The organism is Kribbella jejuensis, assembly GCF_006715085.1.
Classification (GTDB): Bacteria; Actinomycetota; Actinomycetes; order Propionibacteriales; family Kribbellaceae; genus Kribbella; species Kribbella jejuensis.
In genome coordinates this window covers 1,394,933-1,406,795 of sequence record NZ_VFMM01000001.1, presented here as the reverse complement: position 1 = coordinate 1,406,795, position 11,863 = coordinate 1,394,933, and the positions used below count along the sequence as shown (strand labels likewise).

Sequence of the window (11,863 nt, the reverse complement as noted above, 5' to 3'; positions counted from 1 at the left end):
GCTGTTAACCAGGTAGGGCGTTCCACTGCTCCAGCGTGGAAATCAGCAGCGTCGTCGTCGGTAGCGCCGCGATCTCCGAGCGTGTGACGAACCGTGCGTCGGACGCGTCGTCACCCGGTGTCAGCGTGCCGCCGACGGCCGTCGCCTCGTAGTCGCGGATCACGTACAGCTGGCCCTGCGGCCCTGGCCGCTCCACCTCACCGACCAGCCCGCCGACCACGACGGTCAACCCGGTCTCCTCCGCGACCTCGCGGGCGACCGCCGTCGGATCGTCCTCACCGGGTTCGACCCGGCCGCCCGGGATCGCCCACAGACCACGGCCCGGCTCGTTCGCCCGCCGTACGACGAGAAGCCGGTGCTGCTCGTCGTACACCAAGGCACCCACACAGTCGACGCGCTCCATGCACCCTGAGGATAGGGCCCCTGTGCACAACTACCAGGCCGGAAGGGTGAACCCGGATAGCATCAGCGGTGACAGAGGACCGGCGAAAGGACGCGGACCGCGTGCGCATCGACCTGCACACCCACTCGAACCGTTCGGACGGCACCGACCCGGTGGCCATTCTGATCAGGCATGCGCACGAGGCGGGGCTGGACGTGATCGCGCTCACCGACCACGACACCGCCGACGGCTGGGTGGAGGGCCGGCAGGCCGCGGAGGAGCTCGGCATCGGGTTCGTACCGGGGCTCGAGATCTCCTGCAAGCTCAACGGGATCAGCGTCCACCTGCTCGGCTACCTGCCCGACCCGTCGTACGCGCCGCTCGCCGACGAGCTGCGGATCGTCCGCGAGGGCCGTACCGACCGGATCCCGGCGATCGTCGCCCGGCTGAACGGCATCGGCGTACCGCTGACCGTCGACGAGGTGCTCGCCCAGGCCACCGGGACGCCGTCGGTCGGCCGCCCGCACGTCGCCGACGCCCTGGTCGCCAACGGCACGGTCGCGAACCGGAGCGAGGCCTTCGACAAGTACCTCGCCGACGGCCGCGCCGGTCACGTCTCGCACTACGCGATCGAGCCGGGACGCGCGATCGACCTGGTCCGGGAGGCCGGCGGCGTACCGGTGATCGCGCACCCGTGGGGCCGGTCGAGCTACAAGGTGATGACCGAGGAGACCATCGGCCGGCTGGTCGACGAGCACGGACTGGCGGGGATCGAGGTCGACCACCAGGACCACTCGCCGGAGTCCCGGGAGGCGCTGCGGGCGATCGCGCGGAACCTCGGCATCATCTACACCGGTTCCAGCGACCACCACGGCCTCGGCAAGATCGACCACGACCTGGGCGTGAACTCCACCGAGCCCGACCAGCTCGAGCGGTTGCTCGAGGTCGCCAAGACGAATGCCGCCGCCTCCAACGCCGCAGTGCCCGAGGCCTACCTCCCGTGAACAGCGTCATCAACGCGGGTCTGTTCAGCTCGGTCTTCGTCACCTTGTTCGTGATCATGGACCCGCCGGGCACCGTCCCGCTGTTCATCTCGCTGACCGCCGGGCAGTCCCGCGCCGTCCGGAAGAAGGCGGCCTGGCAGGCGGTGCTGGTCGCGTTCGGCGTGATCGTGGTGTTCGCCGCGTTCGGGCAACAGATCCTGAAGCACCTCGGCATCACACTGCCCGCGCTGCAGTGCGCGGGCGGTCTGTTGCTGCTGCTGATCGCGCTACAGTTGCTGACCGACACCGCCGAGGACCCGGTGCAGACCAAGAACGTGAACATCGCCTTCGTCCCGCTCGGTACGCCGCTGCTCGCCGGACCGGGTGCGATCGTCGCGACGATGGTGTTCGTGCAGCGCGCGAACGGCTCGTTGCCCGACGTGGTCGCGATCTCGGCCGGGATCGTCGCGATCCACCTGGTGATGTGGCTGACGCTGCGGTTCTCCAGCGTCATCATGCGGATCCTCGGCGAGAACGGCGTACTCCTGATCACCCGGATCGCCGGTCTGCTGCTGAGCGCGATCGCCGTCCAACTGGTCGCGGGGGCGGTCCGCGACTTCATCCGGGCGGGCTGACCGATGCTGCCTGGGATGCCGACCCGGTTGTTCGTCGCGACGCCGACGAAGCTGCTGACGTTCGCCGACTGCAAGCGGAAGTACCGCTACACCTACCTCGAGACACCGCGCCCGCCGAAAGGCCCGCCGTGGGCGCACAACACGGTCGGCGCGATCGTGCACGAGGTGCTCGCGGACTTCTTCGGCCGCTGGCCGGCGTCCCGCCGTACGCCGGACGAGGTGGTCGCGAAGATGCGCTCGAGCTGGCGCAGCGAAGGGTTCCGCGACGAGCGGCAGTCGCTCGACTGGCGGGACCGCTCGACCGAGATGGTCCTCGGGTACCTGCGCGACTCCGATCCGTACTACGAACCGCGCGGAGTCGAGCGCACCGTCGCCTTCACCACGGAGCGGGCCTCGTTGCGCGGCCGCGTGGACCGGATCGACGAACGCCCGGCGCGCGACGGCAGCGGTGGTACGGAGCTCGCGATCGTCGACTACAAGACCGGTCGCCGCCCGCTGACCTCGACCGACGCGCGGTCCTCGCTGGCAATGGCCCTGTACGTTCTCGGCGCCCGTCGCGTCCTGCACAAACCGTGCACCCGCGTCGAGCTGCACCACCTGCCGACCAACACGGTCGCCGCCGCGGACCACGACGAGGCGTCCCTCGCCCGGCACCAGAAGCGCGCCGAGTCGATGGCGGACGATGCAGCCGCCGCCGAAGCTCGCTGGGCCGCCGGCCTGACCCCCGCCGAAGCCGACGCCGCCTTCCCACCCGAGCCGTCCCCGCTGTGCGGCTGGTGCGACTTCGCGAAGATCTGCCCCCAGGGCCGCCGCGAAGCACCACCGCGCGACCCGTGGGCCGGCCTCGACGAGCCGGCGACGATCCCACTGGAGGACGTCGGCTGACAGGCGTGCCAGCGCCGTGTGCGTGGCGTGCCAGCGGGCAGGTGAACCCTGAGGGTGGACGAAAGGGGTTCGGAGGAATGGGTGCGAAGACTGTCAACAAGCTGGTGGTGCCAGGGGCGACGTTGCACTACGAGGTCGCCGGGGACGGGCCGGTGTTGCTGCTGATTGCCAGTGGTGGGACCGATGCGGGCGTGTACTCCGGGATCGTCGGGCAGCTCGCCGCGGAGTACACGGTCGTCACGTACGACCCGCGCGGCAACTCCCGCAGCGGGTACGACGGCGACCCGGCCGACGAGTCCGTCGAGCAGTCGGCCGCGGACGCGCTCGCGGTGATCGACGCGGTCGGCGCGGACGAACCGGCGTACGTCTTCGGCAGCGGCTCGGGCGCGATCACCGGGCTCGAGCTGATCACCCGGCATCCGGACCGGGTTCGGATGCTGGTCGCGCACGAGCCGCCGTGCACCGAGGTACTCGCGGACGCCGCCGACGCGCGGGCGTTCTTCGAGGAGGTCTACAGCACGTACCGCGAGGACGGGCTGACCGCGGCCGACGTGGTCTACATGATGGGCACCGGGATGGACAGCGACGCGATGCCGCCGCTGGAGGATCTGCTGCCCGAGTACCGTGAGCTCGCGGAGCGGATGCAGGCGAACGCGGCCAACTTCTACGAGCACAAGCTGCTCCCGTTCACCCGGTACGTCCCGGACCTGCCGACGTTGAGACGTCTCGCGGACCGAGTGGTACCGGCGGCCGGGATGGAGTCGTGCGCCCATCTGCCCGGCCGGCCGATCGACGTGATCGCCGACCACCTCGGCTGGCCGGTGGTGATGTTCCCCGGCGGGCACAGCGGATACTCCCGGCACCCGGCGCCGTTCGCCACCCACCTCGCGCACCTGCTCAAGACCGACACGGTGTAGCTTTCCCCCGGCACCGGTCCGGGCGTGGGTCTGAGGGGTCCCGCGCCCGGACCGGTTATTCGTGTTGACGGTTGCTCGGACGGCGGCGTACCGTCCCTCTTCTGCCCTTGACAATCGGCGTGGTTCAACCACGTCTTCACAGTGGTGTCCGAACCCCCGGGGTCCTCATGGAACCGGGGTGGTTCCGCGTGCCCTGTGACAAGGACTGTGCTTCCCGGACACCACGCCAACGTGTGCGAGAGGAGGTAGTGGTGGGTGTCTACTGGGCGATCGCCGTACGGTCGTTCCGGCGGTTCTCGACGTACCGGATCGCCACCGTGTCGGGCATTTTCACGAACTCGGTCTTCGGCTTCATCCTCTGCGGCGTGTACCTGACGCTCTGGCACGAACGGCCCGGGCTCGGCGGGTACGACGTACCGGACGCCCTGACGTTCGTGTGGTTGCAGCAGGGGATGCTGGTGCCGGTCGGGATCTTCGGCGCGACCACGACGAACGAACTGGGGGAGCGGGTCCGCAGCGGCGCGATCGCGGTCGACCTGTACCGGCCGACACACCTGTTGCTGTGGTGGCTGTCGGTCGACCTCGGGCGCGCGTCGTTCGAACTGCTCGCCCGCGGCGGAGCGCCGTTGCTCGTCGGTTCCCTGGTCTTCGATCTCAAGTTTCCTTCGACTGTGGCGCTCTGGCCGCTTGTCGCGCTCGGGCTGCTGCTCGGGATCATGGTCAGCTTCGCGATCCGGTACCTGGTCGCGCTGTCCGGGTTCTGGATCACCGACTCGCGCGGGATGGAGCAGCTCGCGCTGGTGCTGTCGCTGTTCTTCGCCGGGACGATCCTGCCGCTGGTCGCGTTCCCGGGCTGGCTCGGCGTGATCGCCCGCGCGACACCGTGGGCCGCGACGATGCAGGTCCCGATCGACATCTGGCTCGGGCGGAACCCGGGCGGCACCGGCGCGGCCCTGCTGTTCCAGTTCGGCTGGTTGCTCGTACTGGTCCTGGCCGGGCAACTCGCCACCACGCTGGCGACCCGGAAGGTCGTGATCCAGGGTGGTTGAGCGTGTGTTGCGAGCGCCGGCGCAGTACTGGCTGTTGATCGTGATGTGGATCCGGTCGGTGCTGGCCTACCCGGCGTCGTTCGTGATGATGCTGATCGGTTCGACGCTGGTCACGCTGACCGATTTCGTCGCGGTGCTGATCATGTTCAGCCACATCACCGCGTTCGGCGGGTTCGCGCTCGGCGAGATGGCGTTGCTCTACGCAACGTCCTCGACCGCGCTCGGGCTCGCCGACCTGCTCACCGGGTCGATCGAACGGGTCGGCGAACGGATCCGGACCGGCGCGTTCGACGCGTACCTGATCCGGCCGGTACCGGCCTTCCTGCAGGCCGCGGCCGACGGGTTCGCACTGCGCCGGTTGGGCCGACCGTTGCAAGCCGGGACCGTACTGGTGTTCGCCCTGAGTAAGGTCGACATCGACTGGACAGTTGCCCGCGGCATCATGCTGGTGGTTTCGATGATCACCGGCACGGTGATCTTCGCGGCGCTGTTCGTGCTCGGCGCCGCGTTCCAGTTCGTCGCGATCGACTCGGCGGAGCTGGCGAATTCGGTCACGTACGGCGGGCAGGCGCTGACCCAGTTCCCGTTGACGGTCTTCGGCAAGGAGATCGTGCGGGCCGTGACGTTCGTCGTACCGCTTGCCTTTGTCAACTACTACCCGGTGCTGTTCGTCCTGGGTAAACCGGCGCCGCTCGGGATGCCGTCCTGGATCGGGCTGCTGTCGCCGGTGGTGGCCGCGCTCATGGTCGGGGTCGCGTCGCTCGCGTGGCGGGCCGGCCTTCGTCGCTATCGCAGTACAGGGAGCTGAGCTGTGTCTGTCATCGAGTTGTCGGACGTGACGCGATCGTTCACGGTACGGTCGCGTACCGGGTTCCGCCGTACCAGCCGGGAGGTGCGCGCGGTGGACGGGTTGTCGTTCACCGTCGAGCCCGGGGAAGTGGTCGGGTACATCGGGCCGAACGGCGCCGGGAAGTCCACCACGATCAAGATGCTGACCGGAATCCTGGTGCCGTCCGGCGGAACGATCCGGGTGGCAGGCGTCGACCCGTCACGGCACCGGCTGAAGCTGGCGAAGCGGATCGGCGTGGTCTTCGGCCAACGCACGACGCTGTGGTGGGACCTGCCGCTCAAGGATTCGTTCGCGGTGCTGCAGAAGATGTACGGCGTACCCGCCGAACGCCATCGCGCGAACCTGGCGACGTTCGTCGAACTCCTGGACCTCGGCGACCTGCTGGACGTCCCGGTCCGCCAGCTGTCGCTGGGCCAACGCATGCGCGGCGACATCGCCGCCGCCCTGCTCCACGATCCGGAGATCGTCTACCTGGACGAGCCGACCATCGGCCTGGACGTGATCAGCAAGGCCCGGCTGCGCGAATTCCTCGCCGAGGTCAACACCCTCCGCCGCACCACGATCATCCTGACCACCCACGACCTCGACGACATCGAAGCCCTCTGCACGCGCGTCATGGTCATCGACCACGGCCACCAGATCTTCGACGGCACCCTCGACCAACTGAAGTCGAGCCAGTCAGCCCCACGCACCCTGGTAGTAGACCTGGCCACCTCTCTACCTCCCATCAACATCCCCGGCGCCACGGTCGTCAAGGTCGACGGCCCCCGCCAACACCTAACCTTCCCCACCACAACCAGCGCCGCCCCCCTCCTAACCCAACTAGCCGCCAACTACCCCCTAGTAGACCTATCCCTCTCCGAACCCACCATCGAATCAGTCATCACCCAGCTCTACACGACCGCGACCTGACTCGGTCCGGCAGTCGCCAGGCCGGCCTACTCGTCGAACCCAGCAGCCATCGACAACACGTCGGCGGCTGCGAGGGCATTCGTGTCGGAGCGCCACTCTGCCAGGGCGTCGGCGTCCTCCTCTTCATCGAGGCTGCCCACGCCGTCACCGATCAACCGCCGGGCTTCGGCGGCCCCGATCGGCTCGTACCGGAAGTCCCGCTCCATGTAGAAGTCGTTGCGCAAGGCATTGTTGTCGTGGAACATCCCGGTGTTGGCGACGTAGGAGTACATGTGTTCATGCGCCAGCGCCGCAACCCAAACCTCGCGCTCGTCCTCTTTCACCAGATAGAGCTTCACAGCGCAATCCCCTTGGCTCGATCCTGAAGTTTCGCCGGCCGTTGGCGCTCTTCGACCGGTGCGACGCGGCGTCCGGAACCCGTACTCCGGGAGTCACTGTAGTTCTTGACCTGCACCTGGCGTCCGCCTAGCTCCGTCATGGCGTCGAGTCCTCGCGGTGTGTGCAGTTCTGCTGAGGCCGCCACACACTTCTCCCGGGCGGCGGTCCGCTCCGAATCAGTCGCTGTGGCGCTGCGTTCGACTTCGTACCACGAGGTGGTGAGCTCCTTGACGCGCGCAGAGGCCCTCGAGTGCCACTGGACCTCCACCCGTTCGATGTCCGGAGTGCGGAGCCAGGCGTGGAGGCCTTTGTAGCGCGACCCCTCGGTGTAGGAGTGCATCGCATAGTCAACCCGCCAGCCGTGCGTCGCAAGCGCGTCCGCTGTGTCGAGTGTTGCCGCGACGAGGTCGTCGGGTGATTCCGTCAGTACCGTGTAACGAAGCAGGTCGTCGACCGGGCGTCGCTTGTTCGCGCGACGTTGGTCGCGCAGCTTCCGGGCCAGGGACTCCGGCGACTTGATCCTGTTCTCGAGGTGGTACGGCGTGGTGCCGACGGGAATCGAGTTGAGGAAATCACCCGTGACCCGCGGCTCCACTTCGACGGTCCGCTCGAGTAGCTCGAGGCTTCGTCGGGTGGCCCGTTCGCCGTGAAGCTCCGTGATCTCGGCGGTGGTGGGTTGTTTCTCGCCCCAGTCGAGCGGGCGGGAGGCGGCGAACGCCTGGTGGAGGGCGGTGGGGTCGCATGGGGGCGGTGGCATCTGATTCTCCCTGGAACTGTCGTTCTTCGAACGTAGGGAGGTTGGTGGGAGCTGTGGGGTGGTTTTCGGGATCTGTGGATAACTCGGGTGGGTTACGGAATGGGTGGGGTGGGTGACGTCTGCGTGGTGGGGTCGTTGAGATGCGGGTAGGGACCCAACCGGATGCGGTGGATCGGGGGTAGAGAAGGTATGCCGACGATGACGGGTGAGCCGGTGGTCGGGGTTCTCGGGCCGCCGGGGGACGCGGGTGCGTTCGTCGAGTGGGTGCGGCCGCATCTGGGGGCGATGGCCCGGTTGGCGGCGCGGCTCGCGGTCGGTGCGGACCGGGACGACGTCGTCCAGGAGGCGCTCGCGCGGGCGTGGGCCAAGCGGTCGCAGTACGACGAATCCCGCGGTACGCCGTCCGCCTGGCTGCTCGCGATCACCGCGGACCAGGCCCGCAAAGCGGTACGCCGTACCCACCGCGGCCTCGTGCTCCTCCCGGACGACGAGAGCCGTCGTCCCGACCTGGACGCCCGGATGGACGTCGAGGACGCCGTACAGGCGTTGCCCGCGCGGCAGCGGCTCGCGGTGGACTGCTACTACTTCGCGGACCTGTCGATCGCCGAGACGGCCGCGGTGATGGGGTGCTCCGAAGGCACCGTGAAGTCGACGTTGTCCGACGCCCGGGCCCGGCTCCGGGTCGTCCTGGAAGTCAGCGAATGACCGTGGAGGCTGTGCGATGAACCCCGTCGACGAGATGGACGACCTGCTCAACCGGGCCGGCGCCCGCTGGCGCGCCGACCAGGAACTGCCGCCCGAGCCCGACCTCGAACACGTCGTACACGGCAAGCGCAAGAGCTGGATCCCCGCCCTGGCCGCCGCCTCCGTCGCTGTGATCGCCGCCGGCCTCCTCGCCGTACTCCCGAACCACAACGACGCGAGTGGCACCGTGCCGGCCCCAGCCGCCCAGCCGGCGGACAACACCAGCGATGCACTCCTGGTGAAACGTGGCGACAAGGTGCGCGTCAGCGGCCAGGTGATCGCCGTACCCGGCAAGACCCCCGTGTTCTGCGCGCCGCTCGCCGTCGCCGCCATTGGCTACCCGAAGGGCAAGGAACCCGCCCCGAGCTGCCCTGCCGAGTTCTCGGTCGCCCTCAACGGCGTCGACCTGGACCGCATCCCCGACCTCACCACGATCAAGGGCGTACGGACCGGACACGCAACCCTGACAGGGATCTGGGGCAACCGCTCGATCGACGTCAAGGAACAGACCGCGGCCACCGCGCCGCAGCCGATGCCGCTCCCGAAGCTCCCGTGCGCCGCTCCCGCGGGCGGCTGGCAGCCGAAGCCGAGCAACGTCGCGTCCCCGGCGGTGACCGCGTTCCTCGCCGCGCACGCCGACCAGGCATACGGCCCGATCACCTACTACCCGAACGGCACCAGCCGCAACGCCCCGGTCGTGATGATGGTCGGCGTTGCGCACGGCGACCTCGCCGCGTTCCGCACAGCATTGGAGAAGGTGTACTCCGGGAACCTCTGCGTCACGCCGGTCCTGATGAGTCGCGCCGACGAGGAGCGGGTCACCAACGAGCTGTCCAGCAAGGTCGACGCGAAGAACCTCGGCATCTACATGACCGCCGGTGCCGGCATGACCGGCGGCCCGGCCACCGTCTCCCTGCTGGCCTACACCCAGCAGGTCAAGGACGCGCTGGCGCCGATCGGCCTGAACCTGCTCGCTTTCGACCCACAGGTCACCCCGGTCCGCTGAGCGCTCAGACCGTCCGGAGGTTCGGGTAGTCGTGGAAGAAGTCCACGAGCAGCCGGGCGGTCTTCGCGGGCTGGTCGATCGCCGGTGAGTGCCCGGCGTCGGGGATGACCTCCACCTCGACACCGAGTACGGCGGCCATCGCCTGCTGTGCCGCGAGCGGCCAGCCGTCATCGGTCTCGCCGTGCAGCACCTGCGCACGTACGCCGGACTTCGCCAGCAGCTCGGTCTTGTCCTCGGCGTCCGTCAGCCGCCGGGTGATCTCGGCAAGGCTCGTCGGTACGTTGCTCGTGAACCGCTTCCGTAGGAACGCCGCGACGTCCGCGGGCGGAGCGACGTACCCAGGGGTCTTGCTGTCGTGGTCGAGCTTCAGGTCGTACACCTGCTCGATCGGGAGGTTCTCCAGACCGAACGCCATCATCTGCAGGCTCTGCACGGTCGCCTCGTCGGTGAACGCGGCGGGGCCCGAGCAGAGCAGGCTGATGGACGAGAACACCGAGGGATCCGTCAGCACGGCCTCGCGCGCCACCAATCCGCCGAACGAGTGCCCGACCAGCTGGCTGTAGCCGCCGAGTGCCTTGCTCATCGCGACCACGTCCGCGCCGAGCTCAGCCAGCGAGTACGCCGACTTGTCGGCCGGGCCGGTGGTCTCGTACTGCCCGCGCTGGTCGACGGCAACCGTGCGCCACCCGTACCGGCACAGGTGGTCCACGAGCGGTGTGAAGTCCTCCTTGCTCCCCGTCCACCCCGGGACGAGCAGCACCGTGCCCAGGGGCGTGCCGATGGAGGGTATGGCGGTCAGCGTGGCGAACGCGCCCCGCTCGGTCTCGAGTGTCTCGGGGTGCACCCCGTCGGGCAGCGTCAACGTACGCGGCGTACTCACAAGTAAAGAGGGTAACCGCTCGCCCGGACCACAGGTGGCAGGCATCGTTCCCGGGTACGGCACAATGGCCGGGTGCCTCGCACTCTCGCGGTCGCCAATCAGAAGGGCGGCGTGGCCAAGACGACCACCGTCGCCACCCTCGGGGCAGCCCTGGCCGAGCGCGGTCAGCGGGTGCTGCTGGTCGACCTGGACCCGCAGGCCTGCCTCACGTTCTCGGTCGGCATCGACCCGGAGGACCTGGACAAGTCGGTGCATCATGTGCTGCTCGGCGGTGTCCGGGCGCGCGACGTGCTGATCGAGTTCGAGGACGCGCCGGACCTGTTGCCCGCGACGATCACTCTCGCCACGGCCGAGGTGCAGCTGGCCCGGGAGAGTGAACCGGAGCAGGTGCTGCGTACGGCGTTGCGCCCGCTGCGTGCGTCGTACGACTGGATCGTCGTGGACTGCCCGCCGACGCTCGGGCTGCTCACGGTGAACGGTCTGTCCGCGGCGTCCGACGTACTGATTCCCTTGCAGTGCGAGACGCTGGCACATCGTGGCGTAGGGCAACTACTTGACACCGTGTACGACGTACAGCGGCTGACGAACCCGGAACTACGGGTGCTCGGGGTGCTTCCGACGTTGTACGACGGGCGTACGACGCATGCGCGCGCCGTACTGGAGGGGATCGCGGACACGTACTCGCTGGAGGTGCTGCAGCCGGCGATCCCGAAGTCGATCCGGTTCGCGGAGGCGCCGGCGATCGGGGAGACCGTGCTGAGTACGGCGCCGGCCTCGCCCGGTGCGAAGGCGTACCGGGCGTTGGCCGACGCGTTGCTTCACTGACTGGCTGGGCTTTGCTGACCGGCCGGCTGCCGGCGTAGCTTGTGGCGGAAACGCCAGAGCGGCAGGACGATGATCGCCAGCAGGATGAGGAACGGGAGGAGCGCGCCGAGGGCGGTCGCCAGTGCGGAGAAGACTGCGGTGAACGCGTGCCAGCCGCCCTTGAGGCCTGCCAGGAAGCCAGTGGCCTTCTTGGGCTCGGTCTTCACCGCGGGCTTGCCCTTCTCCGTGAGGGTGAGCGTGAGGGTGGCCAGGTCTGTCTGCAGGGCGAGGTTCTTCTGTTTGGCCAGCAGGGCTTCGAGGTCGGCTTCTCGACGGGTCAGTTCGCTCTCGACCGAGACGATGTCGCCGATGGTGTTGGCTTTTGTCATCAGTACGCGCATGCGCTCGAGGCTGGCGCGCTGGGACTGGATGCGGCTCGCTACGTCCACCACCTGCTCGGTGACGTCCTCGGAGTCCTGGTGGATCTGCAGGCGTTTGCCGAGCTCGGAGAGTTGCTGGATCGCTGTCTCGAACGACTTGGTGGGGATTTTGAGTACCAGGTTCGACTGGGTGATGTTGCCGTCGGGGTCGCTGCCGGTGTCCTCGGATGCCACCTGACCGTTGAGACCGGCGACCGCGGTGACGGCCTTCTGCCGCATCGCGGACACATCGTCACCTTCG

General features: G+C 68.5%; 15 protein-coding genes. 10 read left to right on the top strand and 5 right to left on the bottom strand.

Features of this window, described 5'->3' with window-relative positions; all coding sequences use genetic code 11:
* Positions 1-4 precede the first annotated feature (4 nt).
* Positions 5-403 carry an NUDIX domain-containing protein gene (locus FB475_RS06790; protein WP_141853556.1) on the bottom strand — a complete coding sequence of 133 codons (399 nt, stop codon included), beginning with the start codon at positions 401-403 and terminating at the stop codon, positions 5-7.
* Between the two features lie 101 nt (positions 404-504).
* Here FB475_RS06790 and FB475_RS06785 point away from each other — a divergent pair, with 101 nt between their 5' ends.
* From FB475_RS06785 to FB475_RS06755, 7 genes are all read left to right on the top strand, one after another.
* Positions 505-1,386: a PHP domain-containing protein gene (locus FB475_RS06785; protein ID WP_141853554.1), complete on the top strand. Its 882-nt coding sequence runs from the start codon at positions 505-507 to the stop codon at positions 1,384-1,386.
* Entirely contained in the window at positions 1,383-2,000 is a 618-nt protein-coding gene (locus FB475_RS06780; RefSeq protein ID WP_141853552.1) for a MarC family protein, read from the top strand. The genes FB475_RS06785 and FB475_RS06780 overlap by 4 nt, the downstream gene beginning before the upstream one ends.
* Before the next feature lie 15 nt (positions 2,001-2,015).
* Positions 2,016-2,885 (top strand): RecB family exonuclease, encoded by an 870-nt coding sequence (locus tag FB475_RS06775; protein ID WP_141853550.1) that lies wholly within the window; start codon positions 2,016-2,018, stop codon positions 2,883-2,885.
* A 77-nt stretch (positions 2,886-2,962) separates the two neighbouring features.
* Entirely contained in the window at positions 2,963-3,802 is an 840-nt protein-coding gene (locus FB475_RS06770; RefSeq protein ID WP_141853548.1) for an alpha/beta hydrolase, read from the top strand.
* A 251-nt stretch (positions 3,803-4,053) separates the two neighbouring features.
* A complete protein-coding gene (locus tag FB475_RS06765) occupies positions 4,054-4,851 on the top strand; it encodes an ABC transporter permease (protein ID WP_141853546.1) in 798 nt (265 codons plus the stop codon).
* Positions 4,844-5,659 carry an ABC transporter permease gene (locus tag FB475_RS06760; RefSeq protein ID WP_238331998.1) on the top strand — a complete coding sequence of 272 codons (816 nt, stop codon included), beginning with the start codon at positions 4,844-4,846 and terminating at the stop codon, positions 5,657-5,659. The genes FB475_RS06765 and FB475_RS06760 overlap by 8 nt, the downstream gene beginning before the upstream one ends.
* Positions 5,660-5,662: 3 nt before the next feature.
* Positions 5,663-6,613: an ABC transporter ATP-binding protein gene (locus FB475_RS06755; protein ID WP_141853544.1), complete on the top strand. Its 951-nt coding sequence runs from the start codon at positions 5,663-5,665 to the stop codon at positions 6,611-6,613.
* A gap of 26 nt (positions 6,614-6,639) precedes the next feature.
* On the opposite strand, the gene FB475_RS06750 is transcribed toward FB475_RS06755, so the two are convergent.
* Positions 6,640-6,951 carry a hypothetical protein gene (locus FB475_RS06750; protein WP_141853543.1) on the bottom strand — a complete coding sequence of 104 codons (312 nt, stop codon included), beginning with the start codon at positions 6,949-6,951 and terminating at the stop codon, positions 6,640-6,642.
* Positions 6,948-7,748 carry a RelA/SpoT domain-containing protein gene (locus FB475_RS06745; protein WP_141853541.1) on the bottom strand — a complete coding sequence of 267 codons (801 nt, stop codon included), beginning with the start codon at positions 7,746-7,748 and terminating at the stop codon, positions 6,948-6,950. The genes FB475_RS06750 and FB475_RS06745 overlap by 4 nt, the downstream gene beginning before the upstream one ends.
* A gap of 189 nt (positions 7,749-7,937) precedes the next feature.
* Between FB475_RS06745 and FB475_RS06740 the strand changes: the two genes are divergently transcribed.
* Both FB475_RS06740 and FB475_RS06735 read left to right on the top strand, forming a co-directional pair.
* The gene (locus FB475_RS06740; protein ID WP_141853539.1) at positions 7,938-8,453 is read left to right on the top strand and encodes an RNA polymerase sigma factor; all 516 of its coding nucleotides are present in this window, start codon (positions 7,938-7,940) and stop codon (positions 8,451-8,453) included.
* Between the two features lie 16 nt (positions 8,454-8,469).
* Positions 8,470-9,498, top strand: coding sequence for a hypothetical protein (locus FB475_RS06735; RefSeq protein ID WP_141853537.1), 1,029 nt, complete (start codon positions 8,470-8,472; stop codon positions 9,496-9,498).
* A 4-nt stretch (positions 9,499-9,502) separates the two neighbouring features.
* Here FB475_RS06735 and FB475_RS06730 read toward each other — a convergent pair whose 3' ends face one another.
* Entirely contained in the window at positions 9,503-10,378 is an 876-nt protein-coding gene (locus FB475_RS06730) for an alpha/beta fold hydrolase (protein WP_141853535.1), read from the bottom strand.
* 72 nt (positions 10,379-10,450) lie between these two features.
* Here FB475_RS06730 and FB475_RS06725 point away from each other — a divergent pair, with 72 nt between their 5' ends.
* Positions 10,451-11,203 carry a ParA family protein gene (locus FB475_RS06725; protein ID WP_141853533.1) on the top strand — a complete coding sequence of 251 codons (753 nt, stop codon included), beginning with the start codon at positions 10,451-10,453 and terminating at the stop codon, positions 11,201-11,203.
* Here FB475_RS06725 and FB475_RS06720 read toward each other — a convergent pair.
* On the bottom strand, positions 11,197-11,841 hold the full coding sequence (locus tag FB475_RS06720; protein ID WP_238332263.1) for a DUF4349 domain-containing protein: 645 nt from the start codon (positions 11,839-11,841) through the stop codon (positions 11,197-11,199). The two genes, FB475_RS06725 and FB475_RS06720, sit on opposite strands and share 7 nt — an antisense overlap.
* Positions 11,842-11,863: the final 22 nt, after the last annotated feature.